Annotated in this window: 14 protein-coding genes; 2 read left to right on the top strand and 12 right to left on the bottom strand. The window is 58.8% G+C overall.

All coding sequences use genetic code 11. The features are described 5' to 3' along the window. Positions 1–17: 17 nt before the first annotated feature. From WA904_RS16575 to sucC, 10 genes are all read right to left on the bottom strand, one after another. Positions 18–497, bottom strand: a complete 480-nt coding sequence (locus WA904_RS16575; protein WP_425198230.1) for a pilin — start codon at positions 495–497, stop codon at positions 18–20. A gap of 148 nt (positions 498–645) precedes the next feature. Beyond that, positions 646–3,051, bottom strand: coding sequence for a GspE/PulE family protein (locus tag WA904_RS16570; protein ID WP_425198229.1), 2,406 nt, complete (start codon positions 3,049–3,051; stop codon positions 646–648). Then, positions 3,048–3,839, bottom strand: a complete 792-nt coding sequence (locus tag WA904_RS16565) for an MBL fold metallo-hydrolase (RefSeq protein WP_425198248.1) — start codon at positions 3,837–3,839, stop codon at positions 3,048–3,050. The genes WA904_RS16570 and WA904_RS16565 overlap by 4 nt, the downstream gene beginning before the upstream one ends. A gap of 34 nt (positions 3,840–3,873) precedes the next feature. Next, a complete protein-coding gene (locus WA904_RS16560; protein ID WP_425198228.1) occupies positions 3,874–6,123 on the bottom strand; it encodes a CHASE2 domain-containing protein in 2,250 nt (749 codons plus the stop codon). 63 nt (positions 6,124–6,186) lie between these two features. Further along, the gene (locus WA904_RS16555) at positions 6,187–6,843 is read right to left on the bottom strand and encodes an FHA domain-containing protein (RefSeq protein ID WP_425198227.1); all 657 of its coding nucleotides are present in this window, start codon (positions 6,841–6,843) and stop codon (positions 6,187–6,189) included. Positions 6,844–6,883: 40 nt separating this feature from the next. Then, positions 6,884–7,669, bottom strand: coding sequence for a Stp1/IreP family PP2C-type Ser/Thr phosphatase (locus WA904_RS16550; protein ID WP_425198226.1), 786 nt, complete (start codon positions 7,667–7,669; stop codon positions 6,884–6,886). 10 nt (positions 7,670–7,679) lie between these two features. After that, the gene (locus tag WA904_RS16545; RefSeq protein ID WP_425198225.1) at positions 7,680–10,388 is read right to left on the bottom strand and encodes a CHASE2 domain-containing serine/threonine-protein kinase; all 2,709 of its coding nucleotides are present in this window, start codon (positions 10,386–10,388) and stop codon (positions 7,680–7,682) included. Between the two features lie 263 nt (positions 10,389–10,651). Continuing rightward, entirely contained in the window at positions 10,652–11,356 is a 705-nt protein-coding gene (locus tag WA904_RS16540) for a TerC family protein (RefSeq protein WP_425198224.1), read from the bottom strand. Between the two features lie 158 nt (positions 11,357–11,514). Beyond that, a complete protein-coding gene (sucD, locus tag WA904_RS16535) occupies positions 11,515–12,408 on the bottom strand; it encodes a succinate--CoA ligase subunit alpha (RefSeq protein ID WP_300511977.1) in 894 nt (297 codons plus the stop codon). Between the two features lie 16 nt (positions 12,409–12,424). Next, the gene (gene sucC, locus WA904_RS16530; protein WP_425198223.1) at positions 12,425–13,585 is read right to left on the bottom strand and encodes an ADP-forming succinate--CoA ligase subunit beta; all 1,161 of its coding nucleotides are present in this window, start codon (positions 13,583–13,585) and stop codon (positions 12,425–12,427) included. A gap of 198 nt (positions 13,586–13,783) precedes the next feature. Between sucC and argC the strand changes: the two genes are divergently transcribed. After that, the gene (gene argC / locus WA904_RS16525; protein WP_425198222.1) at positions 13,784–14,707 is read left to right on the top strand and encodes an N-acetyl-gamma-glutamyl-phosphate reductase; all 924 of its coding nucleotides are present in this window, start codon (positions 13,784–13,786) and stop codon (positions 14,705–14,707) included. Positions 14,708–14,792: 85 nt separating this feature from the next. On the opposite strand, the gene recX is transcribed toward argC, so the two are convergent. Together recX and recA are read right to left on the bottom strand one after the other, a co-directional pair. Next, positions 14,793–15,266, bottom strand: a complete 474-nt coding sequence (gene recX, locus WA904_RS16520) for a recombination regulator RecX (RefSeq protein ID WP_425198221.1) — start codon at positions 15,264–15,266, stop codon at positions 14,793–14,795. Positions 15,267–15,372: 106 nt separating this feature from the next. Beyond that, complete coding sequence (gene recA / locus WA904_RS16515) at positions 15,373–16,497, bottom strand: recombinase RecA (protein ID WP_425198220.1); 1,125 nt, start codon at positions 16,495–16,497, stop codon at positions 15,373–15,375. 166 nt (positions 16,498–16,663) lie between these two features. Here recA and WA904_RS16510 point away from each other — a divergent pair, with 166 nt between their 5' ends. Then, positions 16,664–17,164 carry a MarR family winged helix-turn-helix transcriptional regulator gene (locus WA904_RS16510; RefSeq protein WP_425198219.1) on the top strand — a complete coding sequence of 167 codons (501 nt, stop codon included), beginning with the start codon at positions 16,664–16,666 and terminating at the stop codon, positions 17,162–17,164. The last annotated feature ends 27 nt before the right edge of the window (positions 17,165–17,191 follow it).

The following is a 17,191-nucleotide window of genomic DNA, read 5'->3' as shown; positions in this document are numbered from 1 at the left end:
CTAACGATTGCCAAGACTCAATTGGTTGCGAAGGGGCCAGCCATTGCTGCCACTGTGGTGTCACGGCATGAGCCAGGCAAAAACTTGGGATTCACAGTACCAGGGCCGCACAGCCAAGCGGTTATGTTTGTGGTGCCAGCAGCGACGACAGGCATCAGACGAATCGTGCCGTTAGCATCGGCGGCAATGTTTTGCGCCACAACCTGAATACCACCGGTGGCACTTGTTGCGATCGTTGCGACATAGTTCGAAGTCGAAACCGAAGACTCACACCCCCATGCGCCGGCTGCAGGCAGGGATGCAACGCTAGGAGACGATTGATAGGATTCAGTGATGCTGGTGCGGCACGAAGATGCAGCCAGGATAACTTCAGACATCTTGGCGCGCTTGGTGTAATCCTGATAAGCAGGCAAAGCCACCGCAGCCAAAATACCGATGATCGCAACAACGATCATCAACTCAATCAGGGTAAAACCCTTTTGCATGGAACGCTTCATAGAAAACTCCTTGGTTAAGAAACTAGCGTAACCATTCAGCAGATACCGTGCCAAGCCGAAACCGGGCCTGAACCGGCCACTTTGACCTACTTCCTGGCAACGAAAGTTACTCTTTTCGTCAATTATCTGGAAGTTGCCGACATTTTTGTCACTTGATACATACCGACCTGACCATCTTCAGGTCGGTCAGACCCATTAGAACTTTTTCCATACCATCCATCTTGAGCGTATGCATGCCACTGTTAACCGCCGAAGAAAACAGCTCGGCGACCCTTGCCCGCTCCTGAATCAGCTTTTTAGCCGCATCGTCGGCAATCATCAATTCATGCAAACCGATGCGGCCCTTGTAGCCGGTCTGGTTGCATTTGTCGCACCCTACCGCCCGGTACATGGTGAGTTGGCCATCCTTGCCGTACCGTTCTGTCCAATCGTCCAGCAGCTTCTGCGCTTCACCACCAGGATCGGTCTTCCAGGCGTCCGTACTGCGCAGTTCTTCGGAATACTCCTTGATGAAATCCTTGACCTCTTGCGAACCTGGCTGGTAAGCCTCTTTACAGTCGCAGAGCTTCTTGGCCAAGCGCTGGGCAAGGATACCAAGCAGCGCATCGGCAAAGTTGAATGGATCCATACCCATGTCGAGCAGGCGCGTGATGGATTCTGGTGCTGAATTGGTATGCAAGGTCGAAAACACCATGTGACCCGTCAGCGAGGCTTCCACACCCATCGAGACTGTTTCCTTGTCGCGTGACTCGCCGACCATGATGATGTCGGGATCGGCGCGCAGAAAAGCGCGCATGACCAGCGCAAAATCAATTCCTGCCTTTTTATTGATCTGGACCTGACGCAGACCTTTTTGCGTGATCTCCACGGGATCTTCTGCGGTCCATATCTTGGTATCCGGCGTGTTCAGGAACTTCAGGATGGAATGCAAGGTGGTGGTCTTGCCGGAGCCGGTCGGGCCACAGACGTAAAAGAGTCCGTAGGGCTTGGAAACCGTTTTTTCCAGCCGTTCCTTGTTGTGTGCCGTCAGGCCCAGCTTCTCAAGGGGAATAGGCTCGCCCGCAGCGAGAATCCGCATCACGACGTCCTCGACACCTCCTGCTGACGGAATGGTCGCGACACGCAATTCGATGTCCAGTGGGCCGTATTTCTTGAACTTGATTTTTCCGTCCTGCGGCTTGCGCTTTTCAGAGATGTCCAGATCACACATGATTTTCAGTCGCGTGACCATGGCCTGACGAAACTGGGCCGGTACCTCAATATAAGGCAGCAAGGTGCCGTCAATACGAAAACGAATGCCGGTCTTGGCCTTGCCGGGCATCGGCTCGATGTGAATGTCGGACGCCTTCTGCTTGTAGGCGTCAATGATGACCTTGTTGACGAACTTGACCAGCTCGTTATCGGCTGCAGCCGACTCCAGGGCAGAATCGTCATTCGCATCGTTCTCGAGCGGCGAGTCCATGTCGGCCAGCAACTGGTCGATGGAGCCACCTTCGTTGCCCGTGCCAAAAAGCTGGCCCAGGGTTTCATCAAATTCAGTCTGCGTGGTGACGCAATAGGCGAACTTGCCAATCCTCGGAAACACCTGGGGAACCACCCGGGCACCGCGCACAGCCTCGGGATCCACACACATGATGACCAGTCCGTCGGTGGTTTCCTCAAGCGGCATCCATCCCTGTTGCTCGACAAAATCTCGCTTGAGCAGGCCGTGCAACATTTCCGAGCGTATGCGCCCAGGGTTGAAAGCTTCGTAAGGGACACCAAAAAACTTGGCTAACGAAGCACCAATCTGCGCCGGGCGTATGTGATAGTCAGCCATCAACAGATGCTCAACCGACTGCACCTCCTCGCGCGCTTTTTGGATGCACTGCTGCAACTCATCCTGCGTCAGCACCCCTTCCGCCACCAGGCCGTCATACTTGGTCGCCCTGCGCCGCTGCCCGTCTTCGGACTTCTGCATGCGCTGACGAATGGCGATCCCCAGTGTCTTGCACAGTTGCTGCGCGCCGTCTTCTTCCAGCTTTGCAAATGGTTGGTCACTTCGATTGTTGATGACCTGAAGAACGCCATAAAGCGTGCTGCCGTCCATCACCGGCGCAACCAGCATCTGTTTGGTGCGGTAACCGGAGCGTTTGTCAACTTCCTGCAGGAAACTCAGGTTGGGGTGAATCTTCTTGAGCGCCTCGTCGTCATAAACATCGGCGATGTTGAGCATTTGCTTGGACTGCGCCACGTAGCCGGCGATGCTTTGTGTGCTGATCGGGAGTTTCAGGTCACGGCTGGTGTTCAGACCGGTCTTGACCTTGGAGATGATGGAGGTGCGGTCTTCATTGACCGCATACAGCGTCAACCGGTCGGCATTGAACAGCTTGCAGATGTCCTGGCTGGCCTCCAGCATGATCTGGTCAATGTTCTCGGTTTCGTGAATACGGTTGGTGACCAATTGCAGCTGGCGAAAATACAGCGCCTCGAAAGTCACCCCCCGTTCCTGGGGAGGAAGCATCTGCGAGTCAAAGAACTCGTCCTCGTGGTCTCGCTGCACAACCGCATTCATAGTTCAAACTCCTGACCCGCACGTAGCCAGCGTATGTCATGGGTGACATTCGGGCCAAACGGTGCCGTCTGGTCGAAGCGCTGGATTTCGGCCATGATCAAGTCGGTTTCCGCCGGCTTGGTGTGGGTGATGTAAATCGGATAGTTCTTTCCCTTGTCGATGCAGTCCAGTTCACTGGCCAATGCATGTGGCGACAGGTGCAGGCTGCGCCTGGCCAGATCCCGCTCCCGGTTGCTAAACGCGGTTTCAATCACCAACATAGCGACATTGAGCTGATTGATGCGGGTCCAGAGTGCCGGATTTCGCTCTGTGTCGCCGGTGAACACCCAGCAGCCCGAACCTGTCGCCACCGCATAACCGACGGCCGGCACCGTATGAACGGCGGGCAGCACTTCTATATATTTACCTGCCAGCAGGAGCGTCTGGCCGATGGTCAGCGGATGAAAACTCACAAAAGGCGCTTCCGGCGTCGGGATTCTCGAGAAATCGGGCCAGATGGTGTTGTTGAAAATATGGGCCCTCAACGCATCGATGGTTCCCTGCAAGGCATGAATCCGGATCGGGCTTGTCCGTTGCGCTGCAATCGCGTCCACCATCAGAGGCAGGGCGGCCACATGATCGAGGTGGGAGTGAGTCAGCAAGACATGATCGATGCCGCGCATCTCGTCCAGCGTGAGATCGCCAACCCCGGTTCCGGCATCGACCAGCACATCATGATCAAGCAGGAAAGATGTGGTCCGGCAGCCTTTGGCAATGGCTCCTGAACAGCCCAGTACGCGTACTTTCATGGTCTTTTCTGGCTTGATGCGCCGGCAGGCTGTGTTATTTGGTTTCGAAGTTGGTTGCCCCATCCCATTCAGGGTCGAAGGGCAGCAATCTCATGGAGGCTACACGCTCCGCGTACAGCCGGTAAAGGTACTTTTGCGCATTCATGCGCTGTAAATTGAGCAAATGCACGTCGCAGTCATCCCACGACTGGTCGCGGTAGGCCTTGAGGGCAAAAGCCCACTCCTTGAGCTCGCCGGCCGTTTGCTTGTCGAGTTGCCCCGAAAGCGCTACCGGAGAGAAAATGGCCACCGACTGGTCCTTGCCTTTGACGCGTACCTTATCGAGTTCCTGCCATGCAAATTCGGCGGCAAGGTGACGGGTGGATTCGCTGACCACCGTATCGACACCATAGGTTTTGCACAGCCCTTCCAGACGAGAACCCAAGTTGACCGCGTCTCCGATAACGGTGTAGCTGCGACGAATATCCGAGCCCATATCCCCCACGCACATGCTGCCCGTATTCAGCCCGATGCCGATGCCGATCTCCGGCAAACCTTTGGCGCGGTGTTCTTCGTTCAGCTCACGCACCGCCTGCACCATCTCCAATGAGGTTTTGACGGCCAACCCGGCATGTTCAGGTGTGTCGACGGGAGCACCCCAGAAAGCCATCACGCAGTCACCCATGTATTTGTCGATGGTGCCGCGATTGCTGCGGATCTGGTCTGTGAGTTTGCTGAAAACGCTGTTAAGCAAAGCCTGGAGCTGCGTAGGCTCCATGGTTTCGGACATCCTGGTAAAGCCGCGCATGTCGCAGAACATCACGGTCAGCTCCTTGGCCGACGCTTTCATGCTGTAGCTGTCGGGGTCCTTGACCATTTCATCAACCAGCTCGGGCGGCACATAGGTACCAAACAGGTTAGCAAGTTCCCGTTTCGACCGGCTCTCCACAAAGTAGCCGTAACTCATGTTCAGCGCAAACGCGGTGAACGCCATGACCAGCGCGGCGGCAAGCGGCAGCACCAGACCGTAGGCCGAGTAAAACCAGAAATTGAGGCCAACAAGCGTCGCAGTCACACCCACGCTGGTCGCCACCGCTTTGGGAGCGGACAACAACGGCAACGCAAATGCAAGGGTCAGCCCCGACAGAAAAAGAATGACCACTTCAAAGCCAATCGCATAGTCCGGCTTGACAAATACCTTGCCATCGAGAAATCCGGAAATCATGTTCGCATGGATCTCCACACCGGGGTAAGCCTCTCCGACAGGGGTGACCCGCAGATCGAGCAAGCCCGGCGCGGTGGTGCCCAAGAGTAGAATTTTGTCCTTCAATTGACCCGGTGCGACGCGTTTGGCCAGTACATCGGACGCCGAGACGTACCTGAAAGAGCCTCCATTGGGTCCGCCCGGTCCCCGAAATGGCACCAGGGTTGTCACCCGTTGGTCCACAGGAAGCGCCATCGTCTTGTTACCCTGCTTGAGCAAAATGCTCTCCAGGCCCTGATAGTTGCGGGTCAGGAATTTTTCCTGCGGGAAGCCTGGCTCTACGCTTGGCAGCCCCGTCAGCAGGCGAAACATTGCCAGGGACAAAGACTCGTAATACTTGTCTTTGTATTCCGCAATCACGGGGATTGAACGGACGACGCCATCACCTTCCACAATCGGGTTGGTATGACCGGCCAAGGTAGCCACGCCCGCCAGCGGCTCGATATTGGAGCCGTAACCACTGTAGCTGACGAACCGGATGGGTCGTCCGCGCAATGCCTCTTGTTGCATGACCGGGGCAGGCAAGACACCATTGACGAGTCCTCCGCTGTCACTGGTGAAGTAATAACCCAACACCACGGGTTGCTTTTCCAAGGACTTGGCAAAGACCGCGTCGTAGTCCAGCGATCCCTGCAATTGCGCCAGCCTCTCGCCGAAACCTGGCTGGTCGCGCAGCTCGTTCTTGGCAAGTTGAAGCAGGCGCTTGAGCCCCGAACTCTCGTCAGGCTCCGGGAAAAAGACATCAAAACCCAGCAGTGCGGCTTTTTGCTGCCCCAGCAGCTCCTGCACCAGTACTGCCAGCTTGTCGCGCCCCCAAGGCCAGCGACCCACTTCCGCCAGGCTTTTTTCGTCGATATCGACGATGACAATGCGCTCGTCCAGCGTCCGGGGCATGGTGGCACGAAGCCGTGCGTCGTAAAGAATGTCGTCGAGCCGCTGCAAAACATCGATGCGCAACGCACCGCTGGCATGCAACAAGGCCAGTACCAGCGGAATCAGGGTGACGGCAATGCGAGGCCAGTGCCGGGAGAAAAGTCGCATAAGGCCTCTTGAAGAGCCGCGATTGGAAGTGGTTTTCCGGTCAGCGACTGGAAAACCGCCTGGTCAGCGTTGCACGAACTGCATTTGGGTGCCGGCCAGCTCCAGCACATCGCCATTTTTCAGCGGCACAGGCTCCACACCAATAGGTGCTCCATTCAGTGTGGGCTTGTTGTCGCCCTCCACGTGCGCCACCACAAACCCGTGGGGCCGCTTGGTGATGGCTGCAACCGCCACGCCGGGCTTTCCGATGGTGGTAACGACCTTGACCAGGGCAACCTCACGCCCAGCGGCTGCACCAGACATGACCTTGATGGCCGCATTGGCGCTGCCGGCAACATCACCGGTGGACGCCGCCGCCTGCGGGGCGGCCGGTCCTGCCGGAGCAACAGAGCCTGCCTTGATGATCATGGTTTTTTCAAAACCGGCGCTTGCAACCTCGTTGACATACTTGATCTTGTACTTGCCAATTTCAACCGTATCACCGTTGTTGAGCTGCTGCTTTTTCACGGCTTTGCCATTGAGATAAGTACCGTTGGTGCTGTTCAAATCCTCAACAAAAACCTCGTTGCCCGACATTTGCAGAACGGCATGCTCCCCGCTGACGGCCAGGTTGTCAATGACAATGTCGTTGTAAGGACGGCGCCCCAGGGACGTGCGGTCCTTGGTGAGCTGAACCTCTTTGATCACAACGCCGTCAATAGAGACGATCATTTTCGGCATGGCCGACTCCTGTCTGTTTTTAATTTCGCAGTCAATCCGGTTACTTCCCCAGCATTCTGGACAGCAGCCCGCGTTTGACCGAGGCTTCTTTGGCTTGCGTGAGCAATACCGAAATATTATCTCGCCCGCCGCCATCATTGGCCGCCACGACAAGTTGCCGGGCCGTTTGGTCCAGCGACTTCGACCCCGATAGAATAGCCGCAATCGCCCCATCACTGATCATGTCGGACAGGCCATCGGAGCACATCAGGTAAATATCGCCCAGCTCAACGCGGTGTTCGTTGACTTCCAGCAACACAGCGTCCTCCACCCCCAAAGCCCGGGTCACCAGGTTTTTGTTGACCGATGTCAGCGCCTGCTCCGGAGTAATCAATCCCGCATCAATCTGCTCCTGCAGTAGGGAATGGTCCTTGGTGATCTGCTCGAGCTGGCCGTTGCGCCAGCGATAACAGCGCGAATCACCGATGTGGCCCAGCATCAGGCGGGTGTTCTGAAAGACCCCCACCACCAGCGTAGTGCCCATGCCTGAATACTGCGGGTTGGAGTTGGCCGCGTTAAAAATGGAATGGTTGGCGTTTTCGACACAGATCTCCATGGCGCGCCGCACTTCCTTGCCGTTGGCATGCCTACCTGCCTGCGATAGCCAGCGCCCCAACTCGGACTTGATGAAGGCAGTCGCCATGCCACTGGCAATCTCCCCCGCGTTATAGCCGCCCATGCCATCGGCCAGAATGCACAGGTGCGTCGCAGCGTCAAACGTGACGGAATCTTCGTTGTTGTCCCGCATTAAGCCAGGATCGGTCTGGGTGCAAATCTCGTAAATCATCGTATTCTTGTTATGGCTTCAATTTTGTAGCGTCATCGCCTGCCGGAGGATCCAGCGGGGAACGGGCTGCAATTGTTTTTTCAAAAACAGGATTGTCGACGGTTGCAAATGCCACCGTCTTTTCACTGGTTTGGGGTCCCGCCGCCACCGTAGAGGCCGCAGTGGGAACCACCTGGCCGGACAGTTCAGCCATCACGGCCCGCAAATCAGCGGCAAACTTGTCACCGTCCTGGTAACGCGTTTCCGGACCTTTGCCCAAAGACAATGCCACGATGTCCGCAAGGCGCGGCGACAGCTCCTGACGGATGATGCGAATATCTGGCGCGGGTTCATTGGCAATTTTGTACATCAGTTCGGCCATGGAGTCGCCACGGAAAGGCAGCACACCGGCCAGCATCTGGAACAACATCACGCCCAGCGAGTACAGGTCCGAGCGGCCATCGACTCTCTTGCCGGCAATCTGCTCGGGCGACATGAAGCTAGGGGTGCCGAGCACCAGACCGGTTTTGGTTTTGCTCGAGTCGGTGATACGTGCAATGCCGAAGTCGGTCACCTTGACGACGTCACTTTCGGGGTCATACATGATGTTGGCCGGCTTGATGTCGCGGTGCACCACGTTTTGTTTGTGCGCGTAAGCCAGTGCTTCTGCAACGCGCGCCACGATGGACAACACCTTTGCAACGGGCAGCAGCTGTCCGTCTTTCGTGACGTCAACCAGGTCTTTGCCCTTGAGGAACTCCATCGCGATATAGGCAAGGTCGTGCTCCTCACCCGCGTCGAAGATGGTCACGATGTTCTGGTGCTGCAGGCGGCCTGCCGTTTCGGCCTCGCGGAAGAAACGCTCACGGGCATCCGTCAGCTCGTCACCTTCGAACTCCTGGCTCAAAGCCATGGTCTTGATGGCCACCACACGCCCGATTTTGGGGTCTTTGCCCAGATACACGACCCCCATCGCGCCCTTGCCCAGTTCTTTCTCCACCTGGTAACGGCCCAGCATGGGTTTTTCGACCCCGCCGCCGTCAAGCAGCATGGTGCCGCCGGGATGCGCCCCACCGCCGCCCAGAATGACGGTTTCCGACAGGTTTTTCGCGCGGTTCAGCTTGGACTGCAAATCCTTGTGGTTCTTGTTGTAGCTGGCCATGTATTCGTAAACAGCCTGGGCCTTGTTGAACTGCCGTTTGCGCTCGAAATCGAGCGCCAGGTTGTTCATGTTGTCCATCAGCGCATCCGTGAAAGGCACGCGACGGAAGCGGTCGAAAGCCATGTCGAGCTGGCCCTGCCCCTGCAGCGCCAGGCCCATCATGCGGTTGGTTTCGGCCGACTCTTCGTCGGACTTGAGTTTGCCGGCCTCGGTCATGAGGAAGCGTTTCGTTGTCAGCGCCAGGTGCCCAATGACCAGCAGGGCAGCGGGGAAAACCAGCTTGAGCCAGGTCGCTGCCGTTGACAACAAGCTGAATTCGATCACCAGCAATACTACAAACAACAGCAGGGTTACGATGGCAGCCTTGCCAGCCGACAGGCGCGGCAGGCCGGCGATCAGGTAAGCTGCCACGGCCAGCAATAAACCCAAGGTCGCCCAGATACCCCACGCCGGCTGGACGATGAAATGCTCACTCAGCAGGCTGGAGGTGATGTGGGCGATCGTCTCGGCAGGCGAGAGCCCCGGCCCCGCCGGCGTAGGAAACTGCGTGCCCACCCCGGCGGCAGTAGCGCCAATGATGACAATCTTGTCGGTGTATTTTCCCGCCGGGATCTTTCCGGACAACACGTCATAAAACGAATCCACTGCAAATGCAGGCCTGCCGTCCCGGCCCTTGTAGAACTGCGGCAGCATCAGGGCAGACTCATCCGTTCCTATCCGCAGTTTGCCTATCTGCACCGATTCACCTGCGTTGAGCCTGATATCGGTCGAAGCCAGGTTCAGGCTCTTGGCGGCCGCCAGCAAGCTCATGGACGGAACAGCCTGGCCGTAGTAGTTGATCAGCAAAGGCTCCTGGCGCACAGCACCGTCTACGTCGGGCAGCTGATTCAAATGGGCCACGCCTGCTGCACTGCTGCCAATGATCTCTATGGGTTGCTGGCCACGGATGGCCGGCAACGAGAAACCGCCCGACTCTGCCACCGCACTTTTAAGCGCAAAAGCCGGCAGCGGGCTGTCCGGCTTGCCCTGGGGTTCCCCCAGTACAAAAACCGAGGGCACCAGCACATTGCCGGCCTTGGCCATGCTCGCGGCCAGCTTGGCGTCCGTGTCGAGCGCAATCTCTGCCTCGGCGATAACTTTGCCCAGCTGTTCATTGAGGCCACCCTGAGCCACGGTGGGATCGGCCGGGTTGGCCGCATTGGCGATCGGCCCGAGAGCCTCTTTCATTTTCCGGATAAACACCAGTCCACGATCGGTCTGCGGTTCGAAAAAGAAAGCGGTATGCGCAATGGTTTTAACCTTGGCTGCGGCCAGCTGGTCAATCAGCTGGGCATGCACATCGCGCGGCCACGGCCAGCGCCCGATGTTGGCAATACTCTGATCATCGATGGCAATGATGGCGATCCGGTCTGAGGGCTGGCGCGACGTGCTGGTGCTGGCAAAGTCGTAGTAACGGCGCTCCAGCGTGCCGAAAAAATCGGTTGCGCTGTGCAGAATCAGCACGGCCAGCACCACCAGGACGCCCACAAACCAGTCGGCTCGCCAGAACTGTTTGCGCTTGCTTGATGATGTGGCCACGTCCGTCCCGCCTTTGTCCTGGTTCGCCCGGCGCAGGGCAGCCGCACCGGTTTCTTTTTTGCGCACTTGTCACCCAGCGAGCGTTACAAGCCGGTTACAAATCCACTGTCTGTGGACATTAACAGACGCCTTGAACCCGGACAAGGGACTTTTGCACACCGGGTTGTGGATTTGTTGTTATTAGGCGGCCTCACGCAAAGTGGGCCCCAAAAAATGGAGTGAGGCCATCACCAGCCCCTCCCCAAGCCGGCAAGACCGGCAAATCAGGCGTCTGGCGCAGCAGAGTGCTTGCTGCGTTTTTGCAGATAGGTTCCCAGCGCCACGACAAGCACGGCACCCACAATGCCACCAATAGTCACGCTGTGCTCACCAATCACCCCAAACCGGCTGGTAACGGCCGGATCGGTCAGCAGCATCTCGCCGGCCAGAAAGCCGAGCAGCGCCGCGCCAATCGTAATGATGATGGGAAAGCGCTCCATGACCTTGGTCAGCAGGGTGGCGCCGAAGATGATCAGGGGAATACTCACCAACAGGCCCATGACCAGCAGCGGCAGATTACCCTTGGCGGCGGCGGCCACGGCCAGCACGTTGTCCAGGCTCATCACCAGATCGGCTAGCAGGATGGTACGGATCGCCGCAGCCATGCCGTTGATTTCCTTGCCGTGATCCTCGCCATCGTCCTCACCCTTGAGCAGGTCGACACCGATGTAGACCAGCAAAACAGCACCGATCATTTTCAGATAAGGCAAGCTCAGGAGCTGGATCGCAACAATGGTCAGGACGATCCGCATGACAATCGCTGCCGCACTGCCCCAAAAAATGGCCTTGCTGCGTTGAGCCGGCTGCAGCGTTCTGGCTGCCATCGCGATCACCACCGCGTTGTCTCCAGACAAAACGATGTTGGCCAGGAGAATCGAGCCGAACGCGCTCCAGAAAATAGGCGATGAAAAGTCGAGTCCAAAAAACATGGCTTGTCCTGTCTGTTATGAATTAAAAAAAGCGCCGGAAAGCGCTTTTCTTTTTTATTTTTCGGAGTTTAAGGCGTCATGGACTCACCGCGATCGGTAATACTGCTTACGCGCTTGACCGCGGTCAATTTTTCCGAATCGACTCCTGAATCAGCGACTTACAGCAGCGCTTTGAGCAGCTTGGCCATCTCGGACGGATTGCGTGTCACGGTAAACCCGCATTCTTCCATGATGGCCAGCTTGGCGTCCGCCGTGTCAGCGCCGCCAGAAATCAGCGCACCGGCATGGCCCATGCGTTTGCCGGCAGGCGCGGTCACGCCAGCGATGAAGCCGACGATGGGCTTTTTCATGTTCGCCTTGCACCAGATGGCCGCTTCGGCCTCATCCGGTCCGCCAATTTCGCCGATCATGATGACGGCATCGGTGTCGGGGTCATCGTTGAAGGCGCGCATCACGTCGATGTGTTTCAGGCCATTGATCGGGTCGCCGCCGATGCCGACGGCGCTGGACTGGCCCAGGCCAATTTCTGTCAGCTGGGCCACGGCTTCATAAGTCAGCGTGCCGGAGCGGCTGACCACGCCGATACGGCCCTTGCGGTGGATGTGGCCGGGCATGATGCCGATTTTGATTTCTTCGGGCGTGATCAGGCCGGGGCAGTTGGGGCCCAGCAGCAGGGTTTTCTTGCCACCGGCCGCTTCCTTGGCTTTCATGCGGTTGCGCACTTCCAGCATGTCGCGCACCGGGATGCCTTCGGTGATGCAGATGGCCAGGTCGAGGTTGGCTTCCACGGCTTCCCAGATCGCCGCGGCGGCGCCGGCTGGCGGCACGTAAATCACCGACACCGTGGCGCCGGTCGCCTTGGCGGCCTCGGTCACGTTGGCAAAAATCGGAATGCCTTCGAAGTCTTCGCCGGCTTTCTTGGGGTTCACGCCGGCAACAAAGCATTCTTTGCCATTGGCGTAGTCGCGGCACATGCGGGTGTGAAACTGGCCGGTCTTGCCGGTAATACCCTGCGTGATGACTTTGGTGTTTTTGTTGATGTAGATGGACATGTTCTTGGCTCCGGGCTTATTTGACAGCGGCGACGATTTTTGTCGCGGCTTCGGCCATGGTGTCTGCGGCAATGATGGGCAGGCCAGAGTCGGCCAGCATTTTCTTGCCCAGGTCTTCGTTGGTACCCTTCATGCGCACGACCAGCGGAACCGAGAGGTTCACGACCTTGCAGGCGGTGATCACACCGTCGGCAATCGTGTCGCATTTCATGATGCCGCCGAAAATGTTGACCAGGATGCCCTTGACATCGGGGTTTTTCAGCATGATCTTGAAGGCTTCGGTCACTTTTTCGGCCGTGGCGCCACCACCGACGTCCAGGAAGTTGGCCGGCTCGCCGCCGAACAGCTTGATGGTGTCCATGGTCGCCATGGCCAGACCGGCGCCGTTGACCAGGCAGCCGATGTTGCCGTCCAGGGAGATGTAGGCGAGGTCGAACTTGGACGCTTCGACTTCGGCCGGGTCTTCTTCGTCCAGATCGCGCAGGGCCACGATTTCCGGGTGGCGGAACAGCGCGTTCGGGTCAAAGTTGAACTTGGCGTCCAGCGCGATGAGCTTGTTCTTGCTGTCGCGGTTCAGGGGATTGATTTCCACCAGCGATGCGTCGGTGTCCATGTAGCACTTGTAGAGCTTCTGGAACACTTCCACGGCCTGGGCGGTGGACTCCGCCGGCAACCCGATGCCGTTGGCAATCTTCGTGGCCTGCGCGTCGCTCAGTCCGGTGAGCGGGTCGATGAATTCGGTGATGATCTTTTCGGGGGTGGAGTGCGCCACTTCCTCGATGTCCATGCCGCCTTCGCTCGATGCGATGAATGCCACCTTCTGGGTGGCGCGGTCGGTCACGATGGAGACGTAGTATTCCTTCTGGATGTCGGCGCCGTCTTCAATGTAGAGGCGACGAACCTTCTGGCCTTCCGGGCCGGTCTGGTGCGTGATCAGCTGCATGCCGAGAATCTCGCCGGCGAGTTTTTTCACGTCTTCGATGCTGCGCGCCAACTTGACGCCGCCACCCTTGCCACGGCCACCGGCATGGATCTGGGCCTTCACCACCCAGACCGGTCCGCCCAGTTTCTGTGCAGCTTCAACAGCTTCTTGCACGGTAAACGCGGGGATGCCGCGCGGCGTGGGGACACCAAAGTTGCGCAAGATTTCCTTGCCTTGGTACTCGTGAATTTTCATGAAATTACTTCCAGGAGTCGGTAAAAAGGGGCGTTGGCGTCAGCCTGATGTTTGTCTGCAACATCCAGCCAGATTCACCAAAATGTAACGCCTTCGATCACTGCAGGCAGCAGCGCAGAACTGTATCATGTTGCGATGCACAATTATTGTGCGCGGCTGACGCCGCCCTTATAAGCACTTTCCACAGGAAAAAGCCACATGGCCAAGGTTTTTATCGACGGCGAAGCGGGAACCACGGGTCTGCAGATTCGGGAACGCCTGCAAGCCATGTCCGCCATCGAGCTGGTCAGCATTGCGCCCGAGCTGCGCAAGGATGCTGCGGCCAAGCGCGCGCTGATGGGCACAGTCGACCTGGTGGTGCTTTGCCTGCACGACGATGCAGCACGCGAGTCGGTGGCCATGATTGATGACCTCGCACGCGTCAGCGGCAACAAGGGTCCCAAAGTCATTGACGCCTCCACCGCGCACCGCACCGCGCCGGGCTGGGTCTTCGGGTTCCCTGAATTGACCCCCGGCCAGCGCGACGCTGTAGCGGGTGCCGACCGTGTGGCCAACCCCGGCTGTTATTCCACCGGCGCGATTGCCCTGATTCGCCCGCTGGTCGATGCCGGCCTGTTGCCCAAGGACTATCCGCTGGCCATCCCGGCCGTCAGCGGCTACTCAGGCGGTGGCCGCAGCATGATTGAAGACTACGAATCCGGCAAGGCGCCGGCGTACCAGATCTACGGCCTGAACCTCAAGCACAAGCACCTGCCGGAGATCATGCGCTACACCGGGCTGACCCGCCGGCCCGTGTTCACGCCATCGGTTGGCAACTTCAAGCAGGGCATGCTGGTGCAGCTGCCGCTGCACCTGGATTTGCTGCCCGGCCGGCCAACGGCAGCGCAACTGCAGGACGTGCTGGCGCGCCACTATGCGGGCAGCCTCTGGGTCACGGTTGAACCGGTCGGGGATAGTACGGCCATCGACGCCCTGGCGCTGAACGACACCAACAAGATGGAACTGCGGGTTTTCGGCAACGAGGAATTCCGCCATGCCGTGCTGATTGCGCGGCTGGACAATCTGGGCAAAGGCGCCTCCGGCGCTGCCGTGCAAAACCTGGAACTGATGCTGGGTCTGTAAGATGCTACATATTTTGTAGCTGTTGGCGCCCGTGTCTATTGGGCTGAAGGCCGGTTTGGCTTGAAACCTTCAGGGGTGACCGCCGTCAATCGTCTTCGGCCTGCGACACCACGCGGCGAATCGCCTCCGCCCCGAAACCACGCGCCGCCAGAAAGCGCATCTGTTTACCGCGCGCTGCGGCGTCCGCCGCCGGCTCGCCGAACTTGCGGCGCCAGACCTCTCGCGCGCGCTCGACCTCGCTGGCCTTGAGGCCGCTGACAGCCTCGGCCACCGCTTCCGGCGCCAGGCCCTTGCCCTGCAACTCGTGCCGGATGCGCGCGGCACCGAAACGCCCGGCACGCCGATTGATCACCGACTCGACCACCCGCGCCTCGCTGATGAAATCCTTGGCCTGCAGGTCGTCCAGAACCTGAACCAGCTGCTCGGGGGACTCGGCATGTGCGGCCAGCTTGCGCTCCAGCTCGGTGCGCGAATGCTCGCGCGCCGCCAGGTAGCGCAAGGCCCGCCCCTTCAGGGACAGGCCCAAACCCGGAGCGGCTGCAACCTTGCCTGATGGCATACGCTCATCCACAATCAGTCGCTTTTATTTTGATAGCTGCTGGCGCTAGCCACATAAGGGCTGGACGCAGATTTGATGCAAGATCTGGCACGCCAACCTGACCTCATCAGGCCGCAATGACTTTGGGCGCCTTCTCCGGCTTGTCAGCTTTTTCCGCTTTTTCGGCTTTCTCTGCCTTGTCCGGCTTGCCGCCCACGGCCTCCTGGATCAGCGGAATACCCAGCGACTCGCGCACCTTGTTTTCGATTTCCATCGCGAGGTCCGGGTTTTCTTTCAGGAATTCGCGGGAGTTGTCGCGGCCCTGGCCGATTTTTTCGCCGTTGAAGGCATACCAGGCACCGGCTTTCTCGACGATGTGACCGGCCACCCCGAGGTCCAGCACCTCGCCCAGGCGGCTGATGCCCTCGCCGTAGAGGATGTCGAACTCTGCCATCTTGAACGGCGAGGCGACCTTGTTTTTGACCACTTTGACCCGGGTCTCGTTGCCGACCACTTCCTCACCCTTCTTGATCGAGCCGATGCGGCGGATGTCCAGGCGTACCGAGGCGTAGAACTTCAGCGCATTGCCGCCGGTGGTGGTTTCGGGGCTGCCGAACATCACACCGATCTTCATGCGGATCTGGTTGATGAAGATGACCATGCAGTTGGCCTTCTTGATGTGGGCCGTCAGCTTGCGCAGCGCCTGGCTCATCAGGCGGGCCTGCAGGCCGGGCAGCGAGTCGCCCATTTCGCCTTCGAGTTCGGCCTTGGGCGTCAGCGCCGCCACCGAGTCGACCACGATCAGATCGACCGCGCCGGAGCGGGTCAGCGAATCGACGATTTCCAGGGCCTGTTCGCCGGTGTCGGGCTGGCTGATCAGCAGGTCCTGCAGGTTCACGCCGAGTTTTTGCGCGTACTGGATGTCCAGCGCGTGTTCGGCATCCACAAAGGCGCAGGTGCCGCCGAGTTTTTGCATTTCGGCAATCACCTGCAGAGTCAGCGTGGTTTTGCCGGATGACTCCGGGCCGTAAATTTCAACCACACGGCCGCGCGGCAGGCCACCGACGCCCAGCGCAATGTCCAGGCCCAGCGAGCCGGTGGAGACCACCTGGATGTCCTCGATCACCTCGCCGGCGCCCAGTTTCATGATGGTGCCTTTGCCGAACTGCTTTTCGATCTGGGCCAGCGCAGCCTGCAGCGCCTTGGCTTTTTCGGTGTTCAGGGCGGGGTTGGTCTTGTTCGGCATGTCCATGGAAAACTCCTTGATGGTCAGTAAAGGGAAACTTTTTGGTTTCGGGTTCCAGTTCTGCTTTTAATCACAGTACTGGGTGCATGACCAGTACTTTATGAGCGCTATAAAAATAAGTAAACCCTATTTTTAGTCAGTTTGCCTGATCAATTGGGCTATCATCTTCGGCATGAACTCCCCGCCTGTTTCCCTTCCCGGGCGTCCGCCGGCCGACGAGGAAAACTGGCGCCTGACGCATCTCGGCCGCCTGCTCGGCCACGCCCTGCGGCGTTTTGACGAACGCGTGCTGGTGCTGATGGCGCGCAACGTGGACGTGCCGCTGGCCCTGTCCAACCTCGCCGCACGCGGGCAGGTGGGCGCCGCGCACATCCACATCACGCGGCACCTCGCGGTCGGTGGCTCGCGCCTGACCGATCTGGCGCAAAGCGCCGGCATGAGCAAGCAGGCCATGGCCGACCTAGTGGACCAGTGCGAAGCCTGGGGGCTCGTCACGCGCCAGCCCGACCCGCACGACAAACGCGCCCGTACGGTGGTGTTCACCGCCTCCGGCCTGCACTGGCTGCAGGCATTTCGGACGGCAGTCGCGCAAGCCGAAACCGAGTTCCGCCAGGCCGTAGGCACCGACGTGGCGACCGTGGTGGCACTCGGACTGGAGGCGTATGCGGGCTAGAAATAGGGCCCCCACGGTCGTTCGCTC

The organism is Polaromonas sp., assembly GCF_049790275.1.
Classification (GTDB): Bacteria; Pseudomonadota; Gammaproteobacteria; order Burkholderiales; family Burkholderiaceae_C; genus Polaromonas.
The sequence above is the reverse complement of the archived record's forward strand: the minus strand, read 5'-3'. Positions and strand labels throughout refer to the sequence as shown.

Bases quoted from the DNA above. Each gene is read 5' to 3' on its own strand.
- WA904_RS16570 (WP_425198229.1), bottom strand. From the start codon at position 3,051: ATGAATGCGGTTGTGCAGCGAGACCACGAGGACGAGTTCTTTGACTCG.
- WA904_RS16510 (WP_425198219.1), top strand. From the start codon at position 16,664: ATGAACTCCCCGCCTGTTTCCCTTCCCGGGCGTCCGCCGGCCGACGAG.
- WA904_RS16540 (WP_425198224.1), bottom strand. From the start codon at position 11,356: ATGTTTTTTGGACTCGACTTTTCATCGCCTATTTTCTGGAGCGCGTTC.
- sucD (WP_300511977.1), bottom strand. From the start codon at position 12,408: ATGTCCATCTACATCAACAAAAACACCAAAGTCATCACGCAGGGTATT.
- WA904_RS16565 (WP_425198248.1), bottom strand. From the start codon at position 3,839: ATGAAAGTACGCGTACTGGGCTGTTCAGGAGCCATTGCCAAAGGCTGC.
- WA904_RS16555 (WP_425198227.1), bottom strand. From the start codon at position 6,843: ATGCCGAAAATGATCGTCTCTATTGACGGCGTTGTGATCAAAGAGGTT.
- WA904_RS16550 (WP_425198226.1), bottom strand. From the start codon at position 7,669: ATGATTTACGAGATTTGCACCCAGACCGATCCTGGCTTAATGCGGGAC.
- WA904_RS16575 (WP_425198230.1), bottom strand. From the start codon at position 497: ATGAAGCGTTCCATGCAAAAGGGTTTTACCCTGATTGAGTTGATGATC.
- WA904_RS16560 (WP_425198228.1), bottom strand. From the start codon at position 6,123: ATGCGACTTTTCTCCCGGCACTGGCCTCGCATTGCCGTCACCCTGATT.
- recA (WP_425198220.1), bottom strand. From the start codon at position 16,497: ATGGACATGCCGAACAAGACCAACCCCGCCCTGAACACCGAAAAAGCC.
- sucC (WP_425198223.1), bottom strand. From the start codon at position 13,585: ATGAAAATTCACGAGTACCAAGGCAAGGAAATCTTGCGCAACTTTGGT.
- argC (WP_425198222.1), top strand. From the start codon at position 13,784: ATGGCCAAGGTTTTTATCGACGGCGAAGCGGGAACCACGGGTCTGCAG.
- recX (WP_425198221.1), bottom strand. From the start codon at position 15,266: ATGCCATCAGGCAAGGTTGCAGCCGCTCCGGGTTTGGGCCTGTCCCTG.